This is a genomic window from Pseudomonas sp. A34-9 (assembly GCF_029543085.1).
Taxonomy (GTDB): Bacteria; Pseudomonadota; Gammaproteobacteria; order Pseudomonadales; family Pseudomonadaceae; genus Aquipseudomonas.
The window spans coordinates 4013597-4036513 of the sequence record NZ_CP119967.1 but is presented as its reverse complement, the minus strand read 5'-3'; the positions used below and the strand labels follow the sequence as shown (position 1 = coordinate 4036513).

Here is a 22917-nt window from a genome sequence, read left to right as displayed (position 1 = left end):
TACAGGGAGAGGGCTAGGGTGAGGGGCTCTTGATTTGCTTTTGTCTCCAGGACACCCAATTCCAATGACCTCTAGCGGCCACCCCCGGTAAAAAAGGAATGATTCCCGCCCCACGCAGTCGGAGTTGAGGTACTACCCAATTCAGGAGGTTCACCGATGAACAGCAAAACCCTAATCGCCAGCCTGGCCCTCGTCGCCGGCATTGCCGGGATCAGCCCACTTGTTCAAGCGGCGCAAACCTCAAATGAACAGGCCGTTCAATCGCCGACCAGCGATCGGGAGTTGAAGGTCAACGACCGGGCGCCTGAAATGTATCAGCGCAAGGACAAGGCACTGGAAAACTGGAAAGCCAAAGGCCTGAAAGCGCCGATCGACCAGGCCCAGTGGGTGCAGATCAACGACAAGTACGTGATGGTGATGATCACCAACGGGACGATTGTCGAGATGAAACCGGTGGAGCGTTAAGAGCGGATCTCAAAGCCCTGCGCCTGCACCCGCGTGGGGCTTTCTCCACCCAACCGATACTGATTATTGCCACTGCGCTTGGCCTCATACATCGCCAGATCGGCGATGTGCAGCAAGCGATCCATAGCCGTCGCATGATCCGGAAACACCGCGACCCCGAGGCTGCTGCCGATGTGGCGCTGGTCGTTGCCGATGCTGATCGGTGGCGACAGTTCGATGAAGATTTTCTGGCAGATACTGCGCGCCTCGTCCTGTAGATCGAGGCCCGGGGCCAGGCCTTGCAGGATCACCACGAACTCGTCGCCGCCAATGCGCGCGACGGTGTCGGTGCTGCGCAGGATGCGTTTCAGGCGCGTGGCCGTGGTGATCAGCACGCGGTCGCCGGCGGCATGGCCGTAGCGGTCGTTGATGGTTTTGAAACCGTTGAGGTCGACGAATACCAGTGCGACGCGGGTCTCGGTCTGGCGCGCGTGATCCAGTGCTTCGGACAAGCGTTGTTCCAGCACCAGGCGATTGGGCAGGCCGGTCAGCGGATCGAAGTGGGCGAGGTGTTGCAGGTAACTGGCCGAGGCTTTTTCTTCGGTGATGTCGCGCACCACGCCCATCATCTTGACCACCGCGTCGTGGTCGTTGCGCACCACGTTGCCGGTTTCCCGTAGCCAGCGAATCGTGCCGTCGGGCCACACCACGCGATATTCCTCATCGTGGTTTTCGCCGGTTTCCAGGCAGCGCAGTTCGCCTTCGCGCACCTTGGTGCGGTCGTCCGGATGCACGCAGGAGCAGAACAGCGCATAGGACGGCGTGATTTCGCCGATCTTGAAGCCGAACATGCCGTAAATCGCGTCCGACCAGTACAGCCGATCCGTGTCGACTTCCCAGTCCCACGTACCGATGCGCGCAAAGTACTGGCTGCGTTTGAAGCGCTCGACGTCGCCGTCCTGATGAATGTTCTGTCCAGCGACGGCCCGTGTCAGCAGATCCTGATAGTGCGCGAGCTGCCTGCGCAAACCGCGTTCGCGCCACAGCAGCAGGGCGATGATGGCCAGCAAGATCGCGCCCACGGCAAGGCTGATCCAGAACAGAGTCATTCGGGCGCTGCCAGCATGGCGGGTCGATCCGTGGAGTAGTGGCGGTTGGCTATGTTAATGCTTCATCACTCGGTTCGGATACCACGTTGATCTGCGCTGGCGGGTTGCCAATCACCGGCATTTCTGGGAAAACGGCGGCCGGCTGAACAATAGAGTGAATGTTATGAATGATGAACTGCAGGTAATCGATCTTCAGATCGGCGCAGGCAAAGCGGCCGTCAAAGGCGCGCTGATCACCACCCAATACACCGGTTGGCTGGAAGACGGCAGCGAGTTCGATTCTTCCTACAGCCGTGGCAAACCTTTTCAGTGTGTGATCGGCACCGGGCGGGTGATCAAGGGTTGGGATCAGGGCTTGATGGGGATGCAGGTGGGGGGCAAACGCAAATTGTTGGTGCCGGCGCATCTGGGGTATGGCGAACGGACGATGGGCAAGATCCCGCCAAATTCGAATCTGGTGTTTGAGATTGAGTTGTTGGAAGTGCTGACGCGGGAGGATTGAAACCGGGTCGTTTTTTAAGCTTGGGAATAAATGCGATGGATGTGTGGCACGGGATTTCACAAGTTGCCGATTGGCTGGTGGAGAGGCATGCCTCGCGCAGAGGATCGACTTACAACTATATGTATTTCGTTTCCGCTGCCGCTGCCGCTGCAGTTGGCAGCTGGGTAGTCGCGAAAGAACTGCTCGCCAAAGGCAAGGCGCTCAAAGCAAACGTGTCTGAAGCTCTGCAAAATGAAACGTTACGTGCGATGTCCTTCGCTCAGGAGGATGGGCGGCCGGTCAAACGCACTGCGACTTTGGTCCGACAGGAAGAAACCTATTTCGTCACGGTCATTCGTCATGACGATGAAGAGCATGTGGAGTCATCCAGTGAAGCGCTGCACTCGCTGGACGATGTCGACGTTTACTTGCGTGACCACACGCCCTTTATCCTGGCGGATTTTCGAGCTTAGAGACAACGATGTTTGACTCACGCGTCCGATGCAGAAAGAACGCCATCGCGAGCAGGCTCGCTCCTACAGTGGATCGGCGGTGAACTCGAATGCCGTGAGCCAGCGCAGATCTGGTGTGGGAGCGAGCCTGCTCGCGAAGAACGATCACGCGGTCAATCAGGCTGCGTGCGCCATCTCGGCCAGTGTGTCGGCCACGGTTTTTTGCAGTGCGGGGAACCGGCGGGTCACGCGGCGCAGTGCGGGTAGCACGGCGTCGATTTCCAGTTCATCGAGTTGGGGAAGGACGGTGACGGCGGAGGCGACGATGGTTTCGCGTTCGCTTTCAAACAGCACCAGGCAGGCGTTCTGCGCCCAGCGTCGGTCGCGTTCGTTGAAACCCATGGACACCAACGCCGCGACGACTTGTGCATCTGTTTTGTTGGACATGTTTATTGCCTCAGGGCGGGTTCGAGTTTGTCGAGGGCGCGGTTGACTGCGAGTTCGCCGAGCATGACCACTTGCTGGATGCCGAGCACGGTGTTGCGGTAGGGCGAGTCGAGCAGGGCGGCGAAGTCGCTGAGCATGACGCTGGCCGAGGCCATGGATTCGCAGGCGTGGGCCATGAGGTCTTCGGCGCCGGTGTTGGGGTCAACGAGGAACATGGTGCTGGGTTTGCGCGGTGGCGCAGGGGGAGCGGGTTTCAGGTAGTGATCGAGGGCGCGTTCGGCGGCTTCGTGGAGTTTTCTGGAGCCCGGTGTGGAATAGGGGGACGTTGGATTCTGATCAACTTCCGCACCTGTTTCGGGCGGATTCGGCGTTATTTTGAACATATGCTGGGAAACCTCAATGAGGCTGACACCGTCCTGCGACTAAACATTAGGTGGCAGCTATACGCAGGTTAGTCGACCGGCATCCCAAGCATTACCGGCGCGCTCGAAAGCGCCCTGCGCACAGCCGCCATTGAGTGCAGGCATGGAAATGCCAGACTGAATAACAGCTTGCGAACTTGAGAAAACACCGAGCGACTAAACCCGATCACTGAACATTCAGTGACGCGAACCAAGTTACCGGCAGCCCCCAAGCCGCACAAGCCGGCGGATTCTGGCGTAGTTGTAGGCAAAGGCGCAAGGCGCTGTAGCCTTGTGGCTGATGTCTAAATGATGCTGCGTTTTACCCGGCGCTTTCGCGAGCAAGCTCGCACACAGGGGGAACGCATTCCAAACTGTGGGAGCGAGCCTGCTCGCGAAGGCGCCTTCAAAACCACCTCAGGATTCAACCCTCACGCCCCGTCCAAACCGTTCCCGATACACCGACGGCGGCACCCCCACCACCCCGCGAAACGCCACGCGAAAACTCTCCACCGACCGATAGCCGCAACGCTCGGCAATCTGCTCGGTGTTATGCGGCGTGCTCTCCAGCAACTCCCGCGCCCGCGCCAACCGTTCATGCTGCAGCCACGCCTTGGGCGACTGCCCGCTGGCCTCGGTGAAGCGCCGCAGAAACGTGCGCTCACTCATCGCCGCTTCACTGGCCAGATCACGCACTTCCAGCGGTTCATGCAAGCGCTCGCGCGCCCACTGCATGACGCGCGACAGGTCGTTGCGCGGCGTCGGGCTGACCGGGGTCGGAATGAACTGCGCCTGACCGCCGGTGCGTTGCGGCGACATCACCAGTCGCCGCGCCACCGAGTTGGCGACTTGCGTGCCGAAGTCCCGCGCCACCAGATGCAGGCAGGCATCGATCCCGGCAGCGCTGCCTGCCGAGGTGATCAACTGCCCGGCGTCGACATAAAGCACATCGGGATCGACCGCAATTGCCGGGAAACGCTGCGCCAGTTCCGCCGTGTAACGCCAATGGGTAGTGGCGCCGTGGCCGTCGAGCAGACCGCTGGCCGCCAGCACAAATACACCGGAGCAGATCGACAACAACCGTGCGCCACGGGCATGGGCCTGACGCAGTGCATCGAGCAGCGCTGGCGGCACTTCTGCATTTCGATCGCGCCAGCCGGGAATAATGATGGTGCGCGCCTCGGCGAGCAGTTCCAGACCGCCATCGGCCAGCACCTGAATCCCGCCCAAGGCGCGCATCGGGCCTTGATCGACCGCCGCAATGGCGTGGGTGTACCACGGGAAATCGAACTCCGGCCGGGTCAGGCCAAAGACCTCAACGGCGATGCCGAACTCGAATGTGCAGAGGCCGTCGTAGGCCAGAATCGCGACCAGACCTGGTGATGTCGGCATTTGGCGGAAAATTCCCGGTGAGTGTCTTGTGCGCCACTGTAGCCGCAAGCGGCCGCTCGATAAAGTCTGTTCACACCCCTACAGACCAAGGAGCAACACCCATGACCAGCCTCGTTCGCGACATCCCTGCCGCTCCGTCGGCGATCGCCCTGATGCACTTCAGCAATCGTCTGACTTTCGAAACCGATTGTTCCGACGTCTTCAGCAGCCAGGAGGCCGGTGAGATCGATTTTGTCCTGGTCGACGTGCGCGGGCCGCTGGCCTTTGAGCGCGGGCATGTGCCGGGCGCGATCAATATTCCGAACCGGTTGCTGACGGCGGCGGAGCTGGCGAACTACCCGAAAACCACGCTGTTCGTGGTCTATTGCGCCGGCCCGCACTGCAACGGCGCGAACAAGGCAGCGGTGAAACTGGCGGCGCTGGGTTACCCGGTCAAAGAGATGATTGGCGGGGTTACCGGATGGCTGGATGAAGGCTTTCAACTGAGCGTTGAGCAAGCCGCCAAAACCGCCATCGGCTGCGAATGCTGATCCCATTGTAGGAGCTGCCGCAGGCTGCGATCTTTTGATCTTGAATCTAAAAAACAGAATCAAAAGATCGCAGCCTTCGGCAGCTCCTACACGGGGAAATCTGTACCGATTGAGGGCTTGTCCTACAGCCTTTGCACCACGACGGCGCACCTGTTGACCCCGGTCAACGGCTGCGCCGATCTTTCATAAGTATTTGTCGCTTAAACACAATTTACCCTGTGCGCGCCGCCATAGACTGCCGGCCACTTCGGTTTTTGCTGCTATAAGGCCATGACCGAACGCTGAATCGAAAGCTGCCAATAAAAGCCTCCGCACACAGGAGTTATAAATGAAGAAGCTAGTGATGTTCGGTGCCCTGGCACTGTCGATGTTGTCCCTGACCGCTGTGGCCGAAGACGCCAAGCCGATCCGCATCGGTATCGAAGCCGGTTACCCGCCATTCTCGATGAAAACCCCTGACGGCAAACTGACCGGTTTCGACGTCGACATCGGCGATGCGCTGTGCGCGCAGATGAAAGTCAAATGCACTTGGGTCGAGCAGGAATTCGATGGCCTGATCCCGGCGCTGAAAGTGAAGAAGATCGACGCGATCCTGTCGTCGATGACCATCACCGACGATCGCAAGAAGAACGTCGATTTCACCATCAAGTACTACCACACCCCGGCGCGCTTCGTGATGAAGGAAGGCTCCGGTGTCAAAGACCCGCTGACCGAACTCAAGGGCAAGAAAGTCGGCGTGCTGCGTGCCAGTACCCACGATCGTTACGCCACCGAAGTGCTGGTGCCGGCCGGGATCGACCTGGTGCGTTACGGCTCGCAACAGGAAGCCAACCTGGACATGGTCTCCGGGCGTATCGACGCGATGCTGGCCGACTCGGTTAACCTGAGCGACGGTTTCCTGAAAACCGACGCCGGTAAAGGTTTTGAATTCGTTGGCCCGACCTACGAAGACGCCAAGTACTTCGGCGGTGGCGCCGGCATTGCGGTGCGCAAGGGCGATACCGCGCTGGCCGAGCAATTCAACAAAGCCATCACCGAAATCCGCGCCAATGGCGAGTACAAGAAAGTCCAGGACAAGTACTTCGACTTTGATGTGTACGGCCATTAATACGCCGTAGAAAAAAGTGGCCCCGCTTGCGCGGTGGCCACTTTTTTTGCGCCCATGATTTATCCTGCTTCACACATTTCCCCTGTAGGAGCTGCCGAAGGCTGCGATCTTTTGACTTTGCTTGTAAAAAACAAGATCAAAAGATCGCAGCCTTCGGCAGCTCCTACAGAAACATCGGAGTTTTCCCATGCAACGCATCGACCATGTTCTGCCCTGGAGCCACTTGGGCAGCGAGCGCTCGCTCAGTGTGTTCCGCTATGGCGCGGGCACCCGCAAGGTGTACATCCAGGCCAGCCTGCACGCCGATGAGCTGCCGGGCATGCGCACTGCGTGGGAACTCAAGCAACGTCTGAACCAACTCGAACGGCAAGGCCGTTTGCAGGGCGTGATCGAACTGGTGCCGGTGGCCAACCCGATCGGCCTCGATCAACACGTGCAAGGCGCGCACATGGGTCGCTTCGAACTCGGCAGCGGCAAGAACTTCAACCGTGCCTTCGTCGAACTCAGCGCACCGGTCGGGGCGTTGATCGGTGAGCGTCTGGGCGCGGATGCCGAGGCCAACGTCGCGCTGATCCGCCAAGCGATGGGCCAAGTGTTCGATAAGCTGCCGGCACCGGCCTCGCAACTGGAAGCGTTGCATCGCTTGCTGCTGCGCCATGCTTGCGACGCCGACATCACCCTCGATTTGCATTGTGATTTCGATGCGGCGATTCATTTGTACGCGCTGCCGCAGCACTGGCCGCAGTGGCAATCGCTGGCGGCACGCCTGAAGGCCGGCGTGGCATTGCTGTGTGAAGATTCCGGTGGCAGTTCGTTCGATGAATCCTGCTCGACGCCGTGGTTGCGTCTGGCGCGAGCGTTCCCGAATGCCGCCATTCCGGCGGCGAACCTGGCAACCACGCTGGAGCTGGGCAGCATGGGCGACACCCGGGTCGATCAGGCGCAGGCCAATTGTGAGGCGATTCTGGGTTTTCTCGCCGAGCAGGGTTTCATCAGCGGCGAATGGCCGGCGGCGCCAAGCGAGTGCTGCGAAGGCCTGCCGTTCGAGGGCACCGAATACCTGTTCGCGCCGCACCATGGCGTGGTGAGTTTCCTGCGCAATGCCGGTGAGTGGGTGGAGCAGGGCGATGCGTTGTTCGAGGTGGTGGATCCGTTGCAGGATCGCGTGACCACCGTGCGCGCCGGCACCAGTGGCGTGCTGTTTGCGCTGGATCGCGGGCGCTACACCGAACCTGGCATCTGGCAGGCGAAAGTGGCGGGGCGGGTGGCGTTTCGTACAGGGAAATTAACCAACGACTGACGGATCTTCACTGGATTCACCGGCCCTTTCGCGAGCAGGCTCGCTCCCACCTTGGACATGCATTCCCCTGTGGGAGCGAGCCTGCTCGCGAAGGGGCCATTGGCAATCACACCGAATTTGGATCCTTGGCCGAGGATGTTAGGCTCCCCCACGAACCCGACACTCTGTGAAAGGAAGGCTCTATGTTGAAGGTGTTTGCTCTGTTGACCCTGTTGGCGTCCAGCGCCGTGCAGGCGCAAACCACGCTGCAATCCGATCTGCCGCTCAAGTACATCGAGCAGGTGCACGCCGACGCCGAGGCGCGTCCGCTGGTGATTTTTCTGCACGGCTACGGCAGTAACGAAGCCGATCTGATCGGCATGAAATTTCAGCTCCCGGCGCAATACAACTACCTGTCTGTGCAGGCGCCGTTGTCATTGGGTGAAGGGCGTTTCCAGTGGTTTCGCAAGAAGGGCGAAGGTGCCTACAACGGCGAGACCGATGATCTGAAGATAAGTGGCCAGAAGCTGCGCGACTTTATCGCGCAAGCGGCGCAGAAATATCACACCACGCCGAGCAAGGTGTACCTGATCGGCTTCAGCCAGGGCGCGATGATGACCTACGAGGTCGGGCTGCGGCCGCCAGTGGCGGTCGGCGGGATCGCCGCGTTGAGCGGGCGCTTGTTGCCAGTGTTGAAGGCTGAACTCAAGGGCGAGCAGCAGCCGTTGCCGCTGAACATCTTCATCGGCCACGGCACGGCGGATGATCGCGTGCCGTACCACGACGGCACCGAGGCCAACGCGCAACTACAGAAACTCGGTTACCAACCGCAGTTTCACGCCTATCCCGGCGTCGGCCACAGTATCAGTGCGGCCGAGCTGCGCGATTTGAATGGCTGGTTGCAGCAGCTCAATCCTTGAGGATGGTTTTCACCAGGGCATCGTGACCTTTCTTGTCGCTGGCGCGGGAGATCACCTGCACCAGCGCCATTTTCGTGCCGGAGCCGGCCATCAGCGTGGTGTTGAGGGTCTGGCCGCCGCCCTGGGTGGCGGTGCTGTCGACCTGACGCAGGCCAAGGCCAGTGCCTTTTTGGGTCAGGCTCTTTTCGCTGAGTTTGTTGAAGTCCGGCAGCGCCTTGCGCTGGTCTTCGATGAAACTCGCCACGCTGCCATCGAGGAACTGGCCGTCGTTGTCCTTGACGTGCTGACCTTCGGGAATCTGGTTTTGCGCAGTAATGACCACGGTTTTCGTCGTCTCGTTGGTGTACATCGTGCCCGTGGTCCCGCTCGGGCTGGTCGGCAGCGGGTTGGCGACGAAACCTTTAGGCAGCACAAAAGTGAACTTGCCCTCGAGCATCGAGACTTTCTCGGTGCCGGCATTTTTCTTGGCCGCTTGCGCGTGGAGGGCGCCGAAACCGGCGAGGGCCGCCACCAGCAGGACGACGGCTTTTTTGCTCAACAATGACATGTGAATCTCCGGTGGATGGTCGCGCGAGGCGGGCGATCATCCCACGGAGGGGGGCGGGCGTTCCAGCGCGAATCGTCTGACCGGTTACTGCGCCTGCGCTTTCGCCAGCGGACGGGCCAGCAGGCGTTTGGTGACACCGAGCATGGCCACTGACACCGCAACGCCTACGGCAAATCCGCTCAGGCCCATGCTCGGCAAGGTCAGTGCCGAGACCAGACAGAACGCCGAAAACGAATACATGCCGGTCGCCGTCGCCCGTAACAATGCGGCGGTAAACGCCGGGCCGCGGGTCTGTTGCGAGAACACCGCCATGACACTGCCGAGTACCGGGAATACCGCGAGCAAACCGCTCCAGCGCTCACCGACGGTGCTGGCAAGCATCGTCACCACCAGGGTCAACGCGGCGCCGGCGATCATCCGCCAGATCAGTTTGTCCGACTTTGGCGCCGGGCTGCTGAGCACCGGTTGCACTGTGGGAAACAGGTACGGCGAAGCCAACAACGCAGCCGCCGCCGCGGCCACGGAAAACGGCAGTGACGCCGGGATCAGCGACAACACCCAGGCGATGACGGCCCACACCGACAGCGATGCCGCCAACGCCAACGGCCAGTTCGCCCGTTGCGCCACCTGCGCGTAGGTGATGCAGAACGCAATCATCGCGAACATCGCTGATAACGCGGCCACCGCCGACTGCGCGGCAAACGCCGGGCCCTGCTCGATGGCGAGGAAAAACAGAATCGGCCCGACCACCACCGGCAATCCCGACAGCCACCCGGCCACGCTCGGCCCCCAGCGCTTGCCCGCCAGGGAAATCAGCAGCAGAAAACCGGGAATCAGCAGCAGTTTGAGGATCAGCACGCACATGTCTCCATCCGTTGAGGGTAAGCCACGTTAGCATTGTCGACGGGCGATTGCTGCCTATGTGCGCAGTTTTTGTATACAAAGTACCGGGCGCAATACCCGACTATGCTCTGATGATCAGGATTTGCCGGAGTCGATATCGCGATGAACAGAACACCCAGGCTGTTACGGGGATGTTGCGGTATCGGCTTGTGGGCGCTGTTGCTGACGCCGACATGGGCCAACTGGCAGGACGCCGTGCCCGGCGCGCAAATCATCGGCACCGGCGATTTCAGCGTATTGGGTTTCGATGTCTACAACGCGCGATTGTGGAGTGCCGCGCGCCCCTTGGCCGAGGGCCAGCCGTTTGCGCTGGAGTTGATTTACCGCCGGACCATTTCCCGCGACGACCTGGTCAAGGCCAGCGTCGACGAAATCAAACGCATGGCGGGTAACAGTGTCAGCCCCGCGCAACTGGCCGGGTGGCAGACACAGATGCAGCAATCGTTCGTCGATGTGCAGGCCGGCACGCGGATTACCGGGGTGTATCTGCCGGGGCAGGGCGCGCGGTTTTTTGTCGGCCAGCAATTGCAGCATGAGATCGATGACCCGCTGTTTGCCCGGGCCTTCTTCAATATCTGGCTGGATCCGCGTACGCGCAGTCCGGAATTGCGCGAGCAGTTGTTGGGGGTGAGTCGATAGATTTTTTTGATCTTCAAGGCTTCGGCTGAAACGTCTAAGCTGCGTCTTTCCGACTTGTTTCTGGATGTGTGCGTGAAATTCAGCTTGCCCAAAATCGCCACCGCGCCGTTTTGCCCGCCGGAAGTGGCCGGCAGTGTCGCGGTAGATCCCAATGCCTCGTTCTTCAAACGCGTGCTGCGTTTCGCCGGCCCCGGGTTGCTGGTGTCTATCGGTTACATGGATCCGGGCAACTGGGCCACCGCCATCGAGGCCGGATCGCGCTTTGGCTACAGCCTGTTGTTTGTGGTGTTGTTGGCGAGTCTGGCCGGCATGGTCGTGCAATGTCTGTGTTCGCGGCTGGGCATCGCCACCGGGCGCGATTTGGCGCAATTGTCCCGCGAGCGCTACAGCACGCCAACTGCACGGCTGCAGTGGGTGCTGGCAGAAATCTCGATCATCGCCACCGATCTGGCCGAAGTGCTCGGTTGTGCACTGGCCTTTCACTTGCTGCTCGGTTGTTCGCTGACCTTCGGCATTGCCTTGACGGCGTTCGACACCTTGCTGGTGCTGGCCCTGCAGAATCGCGGCTTTCGCAGGCTGGAAGCGATCATGTTGGTGCTGGTCGCGACCATCGGCGTGTGTTTCTTCGTTGAACTGCTGCTGATCAAACCGTACTGGCCGGACGTCGCCCAGGGTTTCAAACCGTCGCTGGCGGCGATTGGCGAGGCGGCGCCGCTGTACCTGGCGATCGGTATTCTCGGCGCTACGGTGATGCCGCATAACCTCTATCTGCACACCTCGATCGTGCAGACGCGGATGATCGGCAAGGATCTGGCAAGCAAGCAGGATGCGGTGAAGCTGGCACGCATCGACACCATCGGTTCGCTGGCGCTGGCGTTACTGGTCAACGCGGCGATCCTGATTCTTGCGGCGGCAGCGTTCCACCAGTCCGGGCACACTGACGTGGTGGACATTCAGGACGCCTACCACTTGCTTGACCCGCTGGTGGGCGGCGCGCTGGCCAGTGTGCTGTTCGGCGTCGCGCTACTGGCGTCGGGGCAGAGCTCGACCTTCACCGGCACCATCGCCGGGCAGGTGATCATGGAGGGTTATCTGAACCTGCGTATCCCCTGCTGGCAGCGGCGCTTGATTACTCGCGGACTGGCGTTGATTCCGGCGTTTATCGGCGTGTGGCTGATGGGCGATAACGCGATCGGCAAGTTGCTGGTGTTGAGTCAGGTGGTGTTGAGTCTGCAATTGCCATTTGCCTTGTTCCCATTGATCCGCATGACCAACGACGAGCAACTGATGGGGCCGTTTGTGAATCGCTGGCCAACCCGGGTGCTGGCCTGGGGGTTGTTCGTGGTGATCAGTGGCGCTAATAGCTGGCTGATTTTGCAGTGGGCGGTTTGAGCCATATTTTGCAGTGATTGGGCTGGCCTCTTCGCGAGCAGGCTCGCTCCCACAGTTTCCAAGGTGATTTCAACAGTGTGTACACCTCGTAACCTTGTGGGAGCGAGCCTGCTCGCGAATGCGGAGTTTCAGGCGCCGACATCGCTAAACATTGGAACGCGCCCATTGAGCGAAGGCCGGTAGTGCCAGTTCAGGTGATTCAGATCGATGCCGTTTGCGAGTATTTCCCGGACCGTAGCCCCGGCAATACTCAGCGCCAACGCTTGCCCCGGACACTGATGCCGACCACTGCCGAAACTGAAACTGCGGCGGTTCTCGCGATTCAGCAGAAACTCCTCCGGCCGTTCGTTAAGCGCCGGATCACGATTGGCCGCGGCCAACAAAAGCAGAATCACATCGCCTGCTTCGACACGTACACCGGCAATCTCGCACGGCGTGGCGACAAAGCGCCGGGTGTTCTGCACGGGCGGGTCGAAGCGCTGCACTTCGCTGAGCAGTGCGTCGATGGATTCGCCGCGCAGTGCCGGCTGACGACGTAGCGCCAACAGCGTATTGCCGATCAGTCCGGCGCAGGCTTCGAACGTCTGCGAGCAGAGGCCGATCAGGTTGGCGATCAGGGTTTCCTCATCGCCGACAAAGCGCTGCTGGATTGCGCTGAGCAAGTCGCTGGCGGGTTCGGCGAGCAGTTCGATGAAGTTGCCGCGCAGTTGTTCGGCCGCTACATTTGCCGCGGCCAATTGCAGGTCATTGCTCAACGGCGACAGACAGGCAACGAAGTCCGCCGTCAGTTCACTGACCACCCGCGCCTGCGCCGGGGTGAATCCCAAAAGCGCCGCGACCACGCACACCGGGCCACGAAACATTGCCTTGTACACACCGTCGGCGTCCGCTGTGATCAGCCGCGCGGCGACCAGTCTGTCGACGGCATCAAGGTCGAGCGCGGCCAACTCAGGCTCAATCGCAGAACGCGGGCAGCGCTGGCGCTCACCGTCATTCATGCGCATCAACTGGCCAAAGACTTTGCCGGCCATGCTTGCGGCAATCGCCTTGGGCACTGGCTCCCGTGCCGGACGCACCCGGCAGTCGGCGTGGGCCAACACCGCACACACCGCCCGGGCGCTACTGGCGACCCACAGTTTCAGATCCGGATGAAACGACAGTCCACCTCCTGCGCGCAGTTCGGCGTAGTAGGGATAAGGATCGACATGCGTTGCGGCGCTGATCGGGTTCATGGTTTGCATCCTTGTCGACGGGGAAAGTGTTGCTACTATCTCCACTGCGCAACGACGATGATTCGTCCGGGAGCGAACTATGCACGCAGAACATCAAGACATCGGCGTATCGCAGGTGGCCGCCGCCATCGCCGAGCCGGCGCGGACGAAAATCCTCTGCTCGCTGATGGACGGCCACGCCCGCACCAGCACCGAGTTGGCGACGATCGCCGAGGTCAGCGCCTCCACCGCCAGTGTGCACCTGGCGAAACTCAAGGATCTGGCCCTGGTGCGCCTGCATGTGCAGGGCCGCCATCGTTATTACAGCCTCGCTGATCAGCGGGTCGCGCAAGCGCTGGAGGCGCTGATGGTGATTGGCCAGAATGCGGCGCCGACGTTCAAGGCGCACACCCCGGATCGCCTGCAATTCGCGCGCACCTGCTATGACCACATGGCCGGAACGCTGGCGGTGTTACTGCACGACCGTTTGCTCGAGGCCGGTTGGCTGGTGCAAACCGACGAGCAGGCGTATCGCTTGAGCGACAGTGGCGCGGCGATGTTCCTCGGGCTGAACATCGAAGTGCAGGACTTGACGACTCTGCGCCGCAAGTTTGCCTGCCCGTGCCTGGACTGGAGCATGCGCCGGCCGCATCTCGGCGGCTCGCTGGGCGCGGCGCTGTTGCAAACGGCGTTGAAGCGCAAGTGGGTGACACAGGATCTGGATAGTCGGGCACTGGCGTTGACGGCGCTGGGGCGCAAGGAGATCGGTGCGCGGTTTGGCGTTGAATGGCCGGTAGACGGGCAGATCAAAAAATCGCAGCCTGCGCCAATGCGTGCCCACCCGATAAATTCCGACCGTACCGAATACCGGTAAGAGCTGCCGAAGGCTGCGATCTTTTGATTTTGCGCTTCTGACCGACGAGGGGCGCATCTGCCACCTTGTATCACCGCTGTCGACTCTATACTGTATATGCAAACAGTATAGAGTTCGCGCCATGCAAATCATCGACAAGCTGAGCATCCTCGCCGACGCCGCCAAGTACGACGCCTCCTGCGCGAGCAGCGGCGCGCCCAAGCGCAGCTCCGAAGGCAAGAGCGGGCTGGGTTCGACCGACGGCATGGGCATCTGCCACAGCTACACGCCGGACGGGCGCTGCGTGTCGTTGCTGAAGATTCTGCTGACCAACTTCTGCCTTTATGATTGCCAGTACTGCGTCAACCGCCGCTCCAGCGATGTCCCGCGTGCCCGTTTCACCCCCGAAGAAGTCGTGGCGCTGACCATGGATTTCTACCGGCGCAACTGCGTCAGCGGGCTGTTTCTCAGCTCCGGCATCATCCGCTCGGCGGACTACACCATGGAGCAACTGGTGCGGGTGGCGAAGCTGCTGCGCGAAGAGCATGAGTTTCGCGGTTACATCCATCTCAAGACCATTCCCGAAGCCGATCCGGCATTGATCGAGGAGGCGGGGCGCTACGCCGATCGCCTGAGCGTCAACATCGAACTGCCGACCGATGCCAGCCTGCAAGTGCTGGCGCCGGAGAAAGACATCACATCGATCAAGCAGGCGATGAACACCATCTACACCGGCGTGCAGACCGTTTTGAACGAACCGCGCTCGGCGAAATTTGCCCCGGCCGGGCAGAGCACGCAATTGATTGTCGGCGCCGACGACACCGACGACAGCACCATTCTCCACAGCGCCCAGGCCTTGTACGGCAATTTCCGCCTGCGTCGGGTTTATTACTCGGCCTTCAGCCCGATCCCCGACAGCCCGAAAAGCGTGCCACTGGCCGCGCCGCCGCTGATGCGCGAGCATCGTTTGTATCAGGCCGATTTTCTCCTGCGCAGTTACGGCTACAGCGCCGACGAGTTGCTCAAAGGGCCGGGTAATCTGGCGCTGGACATCGACCCGAAACTGGCTTGGGCGTTGCAGAATCGTGAGGTGTTCCCGCTGGATCTGAACCGTGCCGAAGCCTCCTTGATCGCGCGTATTCCCGGCATCGGTTTGCGCACCACCGAGCGATTGTTGGAGCTGCGCCGCCAGCGGCGCATTCGTTACGAAGATGTCGCGCGCATGCGTTGCGTGCTGGCCAAGGCCAAGCCATTCATCATCACCAGCGACTACCACCCGCAGCAGGCCGAGGTCACCAGCCATTTGCTCTATCAGCAATTGCGCGACCGGCCGATGCCGCAGCAGATGGGGCTGTGGGGATGATCAATCTCGATTGCGACGATCTGTTCGACACCTGGCGCCATCAGGCGCGCTGGCTGCTGAGCCATGAAGTCGATCCAAGTCTGGTGAGCTGGGCTGCGCAAGGCGTGGGTGACCTGTTTGCCAATGATGATCCGGTGCCAGAAGGGCAGGGGCCGTTTCAGGCGCGTATTCCGCGTGCACTGCTCGACACGCTGGAACAAGCCTCGCGCTATCGCGGCGATCAACGCTGGAGCCTCTTGTATGAGGTGTTGTGGCGCGTTAGCCACGGCGACCGTACCGCGATGATGGCCGGGGACAAACTCGGCAGCGAACTGCAACGACGGATCAAACAAGTGCATCGGGAAGCCCACCATCTGCACGCGTTTGTACGTTTCATCGAACGCCCGTCAGCCAGCGCGGGTCCGCAGTACGTGGCGTGGCACGAGCCGGCCCACGACATCCTGCACAGTGCCAGCGAGCATTTCATCGGGCGGATGGGCCGCCATCGCTGGTTGATCGCCACCCCGCGTGACGGGGTCTACTACGATGGCGAGCAACTGATTCATCAGCGCCAATGCCCGCAGGAATGGCAGCAACTGGCACAGAACGTCGACGATCCTCATGGTGATCTGTGGCTGACCTATTACAGCCACATCTTCAACCCGGCGCGGTTGAACCCGAAGGTCATGCAGGGGCATTTGCCGGCGCGGTTCTGGAAGAACCTGCCGGAAGGTGAGCTGATTCCCGGATTGATCACTCAAGCGCGGATGGGCAAGCAGCAGAATGGTCAGGCGAGCGGAATCGCCTCGCGTGCGGGCAAGCGCATCGCATTGAAATAGTCTGGGTGCAGTCGTCAGCTCAGCGAGTTGCCGAAGCCATCAGGACACCGAAACCGGCAAACGTCACGCCCGAGATTTTTGCCGTCAGCCACGATCCTTTCGGGCTCGACAGCCAACCTTTGGCGGCATTGGCAAGCAGGGCGTAGCTGCCATGCACCACAATCACCAGTACCGCGTAAGACGTCACCAGTTTGAAGAACTGCGGGTAAAAGGCCTGTTCCGTGTCGATGAACTGCGGGAACACCGCCAGAAAGAAGAAGATGGCTTTGGGATTGAGAAACTGCAAAGACGCTGCTTCCAGGAAACGGTAGCCCGCACGTGAAGGGCGAACCGCTTGCAGGGTGCGGAAACGGTCCGAACGCCAACTCTTGAAACCGAGGTACATCAGGTAGGCAGCCCCAGCGTATTTCAGCACGCTGAAGGCCATCGCCGAGGTGCTGAGGATCAGGCCGACGCTGGTGGCACTGACGGCAGCAACCACGAAAGCCCCCGAGGCGATCCCCAGAATCCCCGGTACAGCGCCGGTCCAGCCCAGGCGCACGGCATTGGAAAGCGTCAGGATCACACCGGGACCGGGGCTTAAAATGGTCAGGGTGGCGAACAAGACAAAGAGTCCGTAGCTGTGCATGGTGTTGCTCCGTCGAATCGCGTGTCTGCGTGCAGGCAGATTGGCGTGACGAAAAAGCGCTGACAAACGCTTTAAATGCAACGGACATGTGACTAAATTAGACGCATGAAAAAACCACTCCCTCCGCTTAACGCGGTTCGTGCCTTCGTTGTGGCCGCGCGTCACCAGAGCTTTAGCCTGGCGGCCGAAGAACTGCATGTCAGCCACAGTGCGGTCAGCCGCCACGTCAAATTGCTCGAAGAGCACTTGGGTGTTCTGTTGTTTGAGCGGCGTATCAGGCAGTTGCTGTTGACGCCGGCCGGTCAGCGTTTTTATCAGCAAGTCAGCGCCGGTCTGGCGCAGATTGCCGACGCCGCTGCCGAGTTGAAACAGCAGGCGGCGCGACCGACGATCAACATCAATGTTCGGCCGTCCTTCGCACAGCTATGGCTGACGCCTCGATTGGCGGACTTCGCCGCGCAGCATCCGCATATCGACGCCCAGGTCATCACGCAAACGCAATCGCCGGATCCGGCCCGCGATGATTTCGACATTGTCATCCGTCGTGGACGCGACGACTGGGCGCCGACGCTCGAGGCGCACGCGTTGTTCGAGGATGAATTGGTCCTGGTCGCGGCGCCTGGATTGATTGAACGGCTGCCGCTGACGAGCCTTGCAGGCCTCAGCGCGCATACCTTGCTGACCGTCAGGGCGCGTCGCGAAGACTGGCACCACTGGGCCATGCACTTCGGGCAGAGTCAAAGTACCACGCAGGTGATCCGGCAATTCGATTACATGCACCGGGTGCTGGAAGCAGCGGTGGCGGGCGAGGGGCTGGCGCTGTGTCCGACCACGTTGCTGGGCACGCATTTGTCGAGCAGTCGGTTGATCTGCCCGTTGCCTGACTTGCGCATGCCACTGCCGCGCTATTACTACGCTGTGGCGCCACAGACGTCGGCGCCTGCCAGCGTGTTCATCGAGTGGTTGCACAAACAGCGGCCATGAAAAAGCCCCCATCGATCACTCGATGGGGGCTTTTGTGCATCAACGGCCGTCAGATCAAACCTTGACGATCCAGCCCGCTGGCGCTTCGATGTCGCCGGTCTGCACGCCAGTCAGCTCTTTGTAGAGCTTTTGGGTCACCGGGCCGACTTCGGTTTCGCTGTGGAACACGTGCAGATGGTCGTTGTAGCTGATGCCACCGATCGGGGTGATCACCGCAGCAGTGCCGCAGGCGCCGGCTTCCTTGAAGTCCGACAGCTTGTCGATCAGCACGTCGCCTTCAACCACTTCCAGGCCCAGACGCGATTTCGCCAGTTCGATCAGCGACAGGCGGGTGATGCCTGGCAGCACGGACGGCGAGTTCGGGGTGACGAACTTGTTGTCGTGGGTGATCCCGAAGAAGTTGGCCGAACCGACTTCTTCGATTTTGGTGTGGGTCATCGGGTCCAGGTAGATCGCGTCGGCGAAGTTGGCTTTCTTCGCTTTCGAGCCCGGCATCAGGCTGGCGGCGTAGTTGCCGCCGACCTTGGCTGCGCCGGTGCCTTGTGGGGCAGCGCGGTCGTAGCTGGAGATCTGGAAGTTGTGCGGGGTCAGGCCGCCCTTGAAATAGGCACCGACCGGAATGCAGAAGATCGAGAAGATGAACTCGGGAGCCGTGCGCACGCCGATGTTGTCACCCACGCCGATCACGAACGGACGCAGGTACAGCGCGCCGCCGGTGCCGTATGGCGGAATGAAGCGCTCGTTGGCACGAACCACTTCTTTACAGGCTTCGATGAACTGCTCGGTGTCGACCGTCGGCATCAGCAGACGTGCGCAGCTGCGCTGCATGCGCAGGGCGTTCTGGTCCGGGCGGAACAGGTTGATCGAGCCGTCCTTGCAACGATAGGCCTTCATGCCTTCGAAGCATTGCTGGCCATAGTGAAGGGCAGTCGAGCCTTCGCTGATGTGCAGCACGTTATCTTCGGTCAGGGTGCCTTTGTCCCACTCGCCATCGCGAAAGTACGACAGATAGCGTTTGTCGGTCTTGATGTAGTCAAAACCCAGCTTGTCCCAATTGATGCTTTCGTTACCCATGACACCCTCTATCACTGAACAACCGTCGAAACGGTTCAAGGCTTCTGACGTTTTTTGGATGGGCACAACAATACTTCATTCTTGAGCGGTTTCGCAGCCCGGACTATCGGAAGACAGGCAGATAATTCGTGTAGACCTCAAGAATTCGCGAGCAGGCTCGCTCCCACAGGGAAATGCATTCCAAATGTGGGAGCGAGCCTGCTCGCGAAGGGGCCGGTGTTGCTACCACCACTTACAGGTGCAACGCATGCCCCAAAGCACGCAGCGCCGCTTCCTGCACCGCTTCACCCAGGGTCGGATGCGCATGAATGGTGCCGCCGATGTCTTCCAGCCGCGCGCCCATTTCCAGGCTTTGCGCGAACGCTGTCGACAACTCGGAAACTCCGACGCCCACCGCTTGCCAGCCGACAATCACATGGTTATCCCGACGAGCGACCACGCGCACGAAGCCGCTTTTCGATTCCAGCGTCATCGCCCGGCCATTGGCGGCGAACGGGAAACTCGCAACGATGCAGTCCAGCCCGGCAGCCTTGGCCTCGTCCGGGGTCTTGCCGACGACCACCAGTTCCGGGTCGGTGAAGCACACGGCAGCGATGGCGGTCGGGTTGAATTCGCGGGTCTTGCCGCTGATCAACTCGGCAACCATTTCGCCTTGGGCCATGGCGCGGTGGGCCAGCATCGGCTCGCCGCTCAGATCGCCAATGGCGTAGACGTTGCGCATGCTGGTCTGGCAGCGGCTGTCGATCTTGATCGCCGAACCGTTCATGTCCAGATTCAGCGCTTCAAGGTTCCAGCCCTGGGTATTCGGTTTGCGACCGACGGCGACCAGCACCTGATCGGTTTCCAGGTTGAGGGTTTCACCTTCGGGATCTCGCACCTGCAAGGTGCCATCGAAACCCAGCACGCTGTGCTTCAGATACAGCTTCACGCCCAGTTGCTTCAGCGCGTCATGCACCGGTTGCGTCAGTTCCGCATCGTAGGCGGGCAGGATGCGATCCTGCGCCTCGACGACACTGACGTCGGCGCCGAGCTTGCGATAAGCGATGCCCAGCTCCAGACCGATGTAACCACCGCCCACCACCACCAGACGTTTCGGCACGGATGTCGGTGCCAGTGCTTCGGTGGAGGAGATGATCGGCCCGCCAATCGGCAAGATCGGCAAGTTAACGCTGGTCGAGCCGGTAGCGAGCACCAAGTGTTCGCACTGGATGCGCGTGTCGCCGACGTCAACAGTCTTGCCGTCGATGACTTTGGCCCAGCCGTTGATGACTTGAACCTTGTTCTTCTTCAGCAGCGCAGCCACGCCGGTGGTCAGGCGATCGACGATGCCGTCCTTCCACTCGACGCTTTTGCTGATGTCGAGGGTCGGCGCCGCAACGCTGATGCCCAGCGCCGAATGCTGGTTGTGATGCTGGGTCTGGTGAAACTGCTCGGCCACGTGAATCAGCGCTTTCGACGGGATGCAGCCGATGTTCAGGCAGGTGCCGCCCAGCGATTGGCCTTCGACCAGAATCGTCGGGATGCCCAATTGCCCGGCGCGGATCGCCGTGACATAACCGCCGGGGCCGCCGCCGATGATCAGCAGCGTAGTGTTCAAAGATTGCATGCGAGCCTTACTCCACAAACAAAGTGGCAGGTTGTTCGATCAAGCCGCGAATGGCCTGGATGAAGAGCGCCGCGTCCATGCCGTCGACCACGCGGTGATCGAAGGAACTGGAGAGGTTCATCATCTTGCGGATCACCACCTGGCCTTTGACGACCATCGGCCGTTCGACGATTTTGTTGACGCCGACGATCGCCACTTCCGGCAGGTTCAACACTGGCGTGCTGACGATGCCGCCCAGCGCACCAAGGCTGGTCAGGGTGATGGTCGAGCCGGACAGCTCATCGCGGCTGGCCTTGCCATTGCGTGCGGCGTTGGCCAGACGCGAGATTTCCGAGGCGCTGTCCCACAGGCTGCGCGCCTCGGCGTGACGCACCACCGGCACCATCAGGCCGACATCGCTTTGCGTGGCGACGCCGACATGCACCGCGCCGAGACGGGTGATGACCTGGGCTTCGTCATCGTAACGGGCGTTCATCTGCGGGAAGTCGCGCAGGGCGACAACCAATGCGCGAACGAGGAACGGCAGCAAGGTCAACTTGCCACGGCTGGCGCCGTGTTTTTCATTGAGATGGGCGCGCAGTTCTTCAATCGCGGTGACGTCGATTTCTTCGACGTAGCTGAAGTGAGCGGCACGCTGAGTGGCGTCCTGCATACGCTGGGCAATCTTGCGGCGCATGCCGATCACTTGAATCTGTTCTTCGTCGTTACGCTGGGCGTAAGCAGCGGCACCCGGCGCCGAGGCGTTCGACTGACCTTGCGCCAGATACGCTTCGAGGTCTTCGTGCAATACACGACCGGCCGGGCCGGAACCGCGTACCAGACGCAACGCTATGCCCAGATCCAGCGCATGTTTGCGCACGGCCGGAGAGGCGAGAGGGCGCTCGTCTGCTTCACGGGCAACCATCGGGCCCTGACAAACCGCAGCCGGACGCGGGGCCGCAGCAGGTTTGCTTTCCACCACGGTTTCAACTTTCGGCGCCGCCGGTGCTGCTTTTACAGGAGCGGGAGCAGCCGATTCCTTGAGGTTGCCAGCCCCCTCGACTTCAATGCTGATCAGCACACTGCCAACCGCCATCACTTCCCCCGGCTGACCACCGAGCGCAATCACTTTGCCGTGGACCGGCGATGGAATATCGACCATCGCCTTGTCGGTCATCACATCCGCCAGCACCTGATCTTCAACGACCAGATCGCCAACCTTGACGTGCCATTGCGACAGTTCTACTTCTGCGATGCCTTCGCCGATGTCCGGCATCTTGATAACGTGCGTGCCCATTCAGACCTCCATGACCCGTTTCAACGCCGCGCCCACTCGGGACGGCCCAGGGAAATACGCCCACTCTTGCGCGTGCGGGTAGGGGGTGTCCCAACCGGTGACGCGTTCGATCGGCGCTTCCAGGTGATGGAAGCAATGCTCTTGCACCAGCGACACCAGTTCGGCGCCGAAACCGCAGGTACGGGTGGCTTCGTGAACCACCACGCAACGACCGGTTTTCTTCACCGATTTGACGATGGTTTCCAGGTCCAGCGGCCACAGGCTGCGCAGGTCGATGACTTCGGCATCGACGCCGGATTCTTCGGCTGCGACTTGCGACACGTAAACCGTGGTGCCGTAGGTCAGCACCGTCACGTCCTTGCCCGGACGGGTGATCGCGGCAACGTCCAGCGGCACGGTGTAGTAACCGTCCGGAACCTGGGCTTGCGGGTGTTTCGACCACGGTGTTACCGGACGGTCGTGGTGGCCGTCGAACGGGCCGTTGTACAGGCGTTTCGGCTCAAGGAAGATCACCGGGTCATCGTTTTCGATGGAGGCGATCAGTAAGCCTTTGGCGTCATACGGGTTGGACGGCATGACCGTGCGCAGTCCGCAAACCTGAGTGAACATCGCCTCGATGCTCTGGCTATGGGTCTGGCCGCCGTAGATGCCGCCGCCGCAAGGCATGCGCAGGGTCATCGGCGCGGTGAACTCGCCGGTCGAGCGATAACGCAGGCGCGCCGCTTCGGAAATGATCTGGTCAGAGGCCGGGTAGACGTAGTCGGCAAACTGAATTTCAGCGACCGGACGCAGGCCGTAAGCGCCCATACCCACGGCAACGCCGACAATGCCGCTTTCCGAGATCGGTGCGTCGAATACCCGCGAGGTGCCGTACTTGGTCTGCAGGCCTTCGGTGCAACGGAACACGCCGCCGAAGTAGCCGACGTCCTGACCGAACACCACGACATTGTCATCACGCTCAAGCATCACATCCATGGCCGAGCGCAGGGCCTGGATCATGGTCATGGTGGTCGTGGTCATGGCGGTTTCCAACTGAATATTGTTGTTGTGGTCGTTCATG

Annotated in this window: 25 protein-coding genes; 13 read left to right on the top strand and 12 right to left on the bottom strand. The window is 60.8% G+C overall.

Features of this window, described 5'->3' with window-relative positions:
* The first annotated feature begins 156 nt into the window (after nt 1-156).
* Nucleotides 157-465 carry an RcnB family protein gene (locus P3G59_RS17915; RefSeq protein WP_277758348.1) on the top strand — a complete coding sequence of 103 codons (309 nt, stop codon included), beginning with the start codon at nt 157-159 and terminating at the stop codon, nt 463-465.
* Here P3G59_RS17915 and P3G59_RS17910 read toward each other — a convergent pair.
* Nucleotides 462-1553, bottom strand: coding sequence for a sensor domain-containing diguanylate cyclase (locus P3G59_RS17910; RefSeq protein ID WP_277758347.1), 1092 nt, complete (start codon nt 1551-1553; stop codon nt 462-464). The genes P3G59_RS17915 and P3G59_RS17910 overlap by 4 nt on opposite strands.
* Before the next feature lie 163 nt (nt 1554-1716).
* Between P3G59_RS17910 and P3G59_RS17905 the strand changes: the two genes are divergently transcribed.
* Nucleotides 1717-2055: an FKBP-type peptidyl-prolyl cis-trans isomerase gene (locus P3G59_RS17905; protein WP_277758346.1), complete on the top strand. Its 339-nt coding sequence runs from the start codon at nt 1717-1719 to the stop codon at nt 2053-2055.
* 35 nt (nt 2056-2090) lie between these two features.
* Nucleotides 2091-2507 carry a hypothetical protein gene (locus P3G59_RS17900; RefSeq protein WP_277758345.1) on the top strand — a complete coding sequence of 139 codons (417 nt, stop codon included), beginning with the start codon at nt 2091-2093 and terminating at the stop codon, nt 2505-2507.
* Nucleotides 2508-2663: 156 nt separating this feature from the next.
* Here the strand turns inward: P3G59_RS17900 and P3G59_RS17895 are convergent, their stop codons facing one another.
* The 3 genes from P3G59_RS17895 to ftrA form a co-directional block, all read right to left on the bottom strand.
* On the bottom strand, nt 2664-2933 hold the full coding sequence (locus P3G59_RS17895) for a hypothetical protein (protein ID WP_277758344.1): 270 nt from the start codon (nt 2931-2933) through the stop codon (nt 2664-2666).
* Between the two features lie 2 nt (nt 2934-2935).
* Nucleotides 2936-3316, bottom strand: a complete 381-nt coding sequence (locus P3G59_RS17890; RefSeq protein WP_277758343.1) for a DUF6124 family protein — start codon at nt 3314-3316, stop codon at nt 2936-2938.
* 435 nt (nt 3317-3751) lie between these two features.
* The gene (gene ftrA, locus P3G59_RS17885) at nt 3752-4726 is read right to left on the bottom strand and encodes a transcriptional regulator FtrA (RefSeq protein ID WP_277758342.1); all 975 of its coding nucleotides are present in this window, start codon (nt 4724-4726) and stop codon (nt 3752-3754) included.
* Between the two features lie 101 nt (nt 4727-4827).
* Between ftrA and P3G59_RS17880 the strand changes: the two genes are divergently transcribed.
* The 4 genes from P3G59_RS17880 to P3G59_RS17865 all read left to right on the top strand — a co-directional run bounded on the left by P3G59_RS17880 (nt 4828) and on the right by P3G59_RS17865 (nt 8563).
* Nucleotides 4828-5256, top strand: a complete 429-nt coding sequence (locus P3G59_RS17880; RefSeq protein WP_277758341.1) for a rhodanese-like domain-containing protein — start codon at nt 4828-4830, stop codon at nt 5254-5256.
* Between the two features lie 328 nt (nt 5257-5584).
* Complete coding sequence (locus P3G59_RS17875) at nt 5585-6364, top strand: ABC transporter substrate-binding protein (protein WP_016775210.1); 780 nt, start codon at nt 5585-5587, stop codon at nt 6362-6364.
* A 187-nt stretch (nt 6365-6551) separates the two neighbouring features.
* On the top strand, nt 6552-7664 hold the full coding sequence (locus P3G59_RS17870; protein WP_277758340.1) for a M14 family metallopeptidase: 1113 nt from the start codon (nt 6552-6554) through the stop codon (nt 7662-7664).
* Nucleotides 7665-7846: 182 nt separating this feature from the next.
* Nucleotides 7847-8563 carry a prolyl oligopeptidase family serine peptidase gene (locus P3G59_RS17865; RefSeq protein WP_277758339.1) on the top strand — a complete coding sequence of 239 codons (717 nt, stop codon included), beginning with the start codon at nt 7847-7849 and terminating at the stop codon, nt 8561-8563.
* On the opposite strand, the gene P3G59_RS17860 is transcribed toward P3G59_RS17865, so the two are convergent.
* Together P3G59_RS17860 and P3G59_RS17855 are read right to left on the bottom strand one after the other, a co-directional pair.
* Entirely contained in the window at nt 8553-9110 is a 558-nt protein-coding gene (locus tag P3G59_RS17860) for a hypothetical protein (RefSeq protein WP_277758338.1), read from the bottom strand. The genes P3G59_RS17865 and P3G59_RS17860 overlap by 11 nt on opposite strands.
* A gap of 84 nt (nt 9111-9194) precedes the next feature.
* Nucleotides 9195-9968 carry a hypothetical protein gene (locus P3G59_RS17855; protein WP_277762174.1) on the bottom strand — a complete coding sequence of 258 codons (774 nt, stop codon included), beginning with the start codon at nt 9966-9968 and terminating at the stop codon, nt 9195-9197.
* 147 nt (nt 9969-10115) lie between these two features.
* Here P3G59_RS17855 and P3G59_RS17850 point away from each other — a divergent pair, with 147 nt between their 5' ends.
* Together P3G59_RS17850 and P3G59_RS17845 are read left to right on the top strand one after the other, a co-directional pair.
* Nucleotides 10116-10652, top strand: a complete 537-nt coding sequence (locus tag P3G59_RS17850) for a chalcone isomerase family protein (RefSeq protein ID WP_277758337.1) — start codon at nt 10116-10118, stop codon at nt 10650-10652.
* Between the two features lie 72 nt (nt 10653-10724).
* The gene (locus P3G59_RS17845; protein WP_277758336.1) at nt 10725-12044 is read left to right on the top strand and encodes an Nramp family divalent metal transporter; all 1320 of its coding nucleotides are present in this window, start codon (nt 10725-10727) and stop codon (nt 12042-12044) included.
* Between the two features lie 128 nt (nt 12045-12172).
* Here P3G59_RS17845 and P3G59_RS17840 read toward each other — a convergent pair whose 3' ends face one another.
* On the bottom strand, nt 12173-13276 hold the full coding sequence (locus tag P3G59_RS17840) for a cytochrome P450 (RefSeq protein ID WP_277758335.1): 1104 nt from the start codon (nt 13274-13276) through the stop codon (nt 12173-12175).
* 79 nt (nt 13277-13355) lie between these two features.
* Here P3G59_RS17840 and P3G59_RS17835 point away from each other — a divergent pair, with 79 nt between their 5' ends.
* The 3 genes from P3G59_RS17835 (at nt 13356) to P3G59_RS17825 (ending at nt 16289) form a co-directional block, all read left to right on the top strand.
* A complete protein-coding gene (locus P3G59_RS17835) occupies nt 13356-14129 on the top strand; it encodes a helix-turn-helix transcriptional regulator (RefSeq protein WP_277758334.1) in 774 nt (257 codons plus the stop codon).
* Between the two features lie 121 nt (nt 14130-14250).
* Nucleotides 14251-15471, top strand: coding sequence for a putative DNA modification/repair radical SAM protein (locus P3G59_RS17830; RefSeq protein WP_277758333.1), 1221 nt, complete (start codon nt 14251-14253; stop codon nt 15469-15471).
* On the top strand, nt 15468-16289 hold the full coding sequence (locus P3G59_RS17825; RefSeq protein WP_277758332.1) for a TIGR03915 family putative DNA repair protein: 822 nt from the start codon (nt 15468-15470) through the stop codon (nt 16287-16289). Before P3G59_RS17830 ends, P3G59_RS17825 begins: the two co-directional genes overlap by 4 nt.
* Before the next feature lie 19 nt (nt 16290-16308).
* On the opposite strand, the gene P3G59_RS17820 is transcribed toward P3G59_RS17825, so the two are convergent.
* A complete protein-coding gene (locus P3G59_RS17820; protein WP_277758331.1) occupies nt 16309-16917 on the bottom strand; it encodes a LysE family translocator in 609 nt (202 codons plus the stop codon).
* 105 nt (nt 16918-17022) lie between these two features.
* On the opposite strand from P3G59_RS17820, the gene P3G59_RS17815 reads away from it, so the two are divergent.
* Nucleotides 17023-17901 carry a LysR substrate-binding domain-containing protein gene (locus tag P3G59_RS17815; RefSeq protein WP_277758330.1) on the top strand — a complete coding sequence of 293 codons (879 nt, stop codon included), beginning with the start codon at nt 17023-17025 and terminating at the stop codon, nt 17899-17901.
* Between the two features lie 54 nt (nt 17902-17955).
* Here the strand turns inward: P3G59_RS17815 and P3G59_RS17810 are convergent, their stop codons facing one another.
* From P3G59_RS17810 to P3G59_RS17795, 4 genes are all read right to left on the bottom strand, one after another.
* Nucleotides 17956-18975 carry a branched-chain amino acid aminotransferase gene (locus P3G59_RS17810; protein WP_277758329.1) on the bottom strand — a complete coding sequence of 340 codons (1020 nt, stop codon included), beginning with the start codon at nt 18973-18975 and terminating at the stop codon, nt 17956-17958.
* Between the two features lie 232 nt (nt 18976-19207).
* Nucleotides 19208-20581, bottom strand: coding sequence for a dihydrolipoyl dehydrogenase (gene lpdA / locus P3G59_RS17805; RefSeq protein WP_277758328.1), 1374 nt, complete (start codon nt 20579-20581; stop codon nt 19208-19210).
* 7 nt (nt 20582-20588) lie between these two features.
* Nucleotides 20589-21857, bottom strand: a complete 1269-nt coding sequence (locus P3G59_RS17800) for a dihydrolipoamide acetyltransferase family protein (RefSeq protein WP_277758327.1) — start codon at nt 21855-21857, stop codon at nt 20589-20591.
* A complete protein-coding gene (locus tag P3G59_RS17795) occupies nt 21858-22916 on the bottom strand; it encodes an alpha-ketoacid dehydrogenase subunit beta (RefSeq protein ID WP_277758326.1) in 1059 nt (352 codons plus the stop codon).
* Nucleotide 22917 lies beyond the last annotated feature (1 nt).

Excerpts from the sequence above, each read along its gene's own strand:
- P3G59_RS17915 (WP_277758348.1), top strand. The coding sequence starts at position 157 with ATGAACAGCAAAACCCTAATCGCCAGCCTGGCCCTCGTCGCCGGCATT.
- P3G59_RS17910 (WP_277758347.1), bottom strand. The coding sequence starts at position 1,553 with ATGACTCTGTTCTGGATCAGCCTTGCCGTGGGCGCGATCTTGCTGGCC.
- P3G59_RS17905 (WP_277758346.1), top strand. The coding sequence starts at position 1,717 with ATGAATGATGAACTGCAGGTAATCGATCTTCAGATCGGCGCAGGCAAA.
- P3G59_RS17900 (WP_277758345.1), top strand. The coding sequence starts at position 2,091 with ATGGATGTGTGGCACGGGATTTCACAAGTTGCCGATTGGCTGGTGGAG.
- P3G59_RS17895 (WP_277758344.1), bottom strand. The coding sequence starts at position 2,933 with ATGTCCAACAAAACAGATGCACAAGTCGTCGCGGCGTTGGTGTCCATG.
- P3G59_RS17890 (WP_277758343.1), bottom strand. The coding sequence starts at position 3,316 with ATGTTCAAAATAACGCCGAATCCGCCCGAAACAGGTGCGGAAGTTGAT.
- ftrA (WP_277758342.1), bottom strand. The coding sequence starts at position 4,726 with ATGCCGACATCACCAGGTCTGGTCGCGATTCTGGCCTACGACGGCCTC.
- P3G59_RS17880 (WP_277758341.1), top strand. The coding sequence starts at position 4,828 with ATGACCAGCCTCGTTCGCGACATCCCTGCCGCTCCGTCGGCGATCGCC.
- P3G59_RS17875 (WP_016775210.1), top strand. The coding sequence starts at position 5,585 with ATGAAGAAGCTAGTGATGTTCGGTGCCCTGGCACTGTCGATGTTGTCC.
- P3G59_RS17870 (WP_277758340.1), top strand. The coding sequence starts at position 6,552 with ATGCAACGCATCGACCATGTTCTGCCCTGGAGCCACTTGGGCAGCGAG.
- P3G59_RS17865 (WP_277758339.1), top strand. The coding sequence starts at position 7,847 with ATGTTGAAGGTGTTTGCTCTGTTGACCCTGTTGGCGTCCAGCGCCGTG.
- P3G59_RS17860 (WP_277758338.1), bottom strand. The coding sequence starts at position 9,110 with ATGTCATTGTTGAGCAAAAAAGCCGTCGTCCTGCTGGTGGCGGCCCTC.
- P3G59_RS17850 (WP_277758337.1), top strand. The coding sequence starts at position 10,116 with ATGAACAGAACACCCAGGCTGTTACGGGGATGTTGCGGTATCGGCTTG.
- P3G59_RS17840 (WP_277758335.1), bottom strand. The coding sequence starts at position 13,276 with ATGAACCCGATCAGCGCCGCAACGCATGTCGATCCTTATCCCTACTAC.
- P3G59_RS17835 (WP_277758334.1), top strand. The coding sequence starts at position 13,356 with ATGCACGCAGAACATCAAGACATCGGCGTATCGCAGGTGGCCGCCGCC.
- P3G59_RS17830 (WP_277758333.1), top strand. The coding sequence starts at position 14,251 with ATGCAAATCATCGACAAGCTGAGCATCCTCGCCGACGCCGCCAAGTAC.
- P3G59_RS17825 (WP_277758332.1), top strand. The coding sequence starts at position 15,468 with ATGATCAATCTCGATTGCGACGATCTGTTCGACACCTGGCGCCATCAG.
- P3G59_RS17820 (WP_277758331.1), bottom strand. The coding sequence starts at position 16,917 with ATGCACAGCTACGGACTCTTTGTCTTGTTCGCCACCCTGACCATTTTA.
- P3G59_RS17815 (WP_277758330.1), top strand. The coding sequence starts at position 17,023 with ATGAAAAAACCACTCCCTCCGCTTAACGCGGTTCGTGCCTTCGTTGTG.
- P3G59_RS17810 (WP_277758329.1), bottom strand. The coding sequence starts at position 18,975 with ATGGGTAACGAAAGCATCAATTGGGACAAGCTGGGTTTTGACTACATC.
- lpdA (WP_277758328.1), bottom strand. The coding sequence starts at position 20,581 with ATGCAATCTTTGAACACTACGCTGCTGATCATCGGCGGCGGCCCCGGC.
- P3G59_RS17800 (WP_277758327.1), bottom strand. The coding sequence starts at position 21,857 with ATGGGCACGCACGTTATCAAGATGCCGGACATCGGCGAAGGCATCGCA.
- P3G59_RS17795 (WP_277758326.1), bottom strand. The coding sequence starts at position 22,916 with ATGAACGACCACAACAACAATATTCAGTTGGAAACCGCCATGACCACG.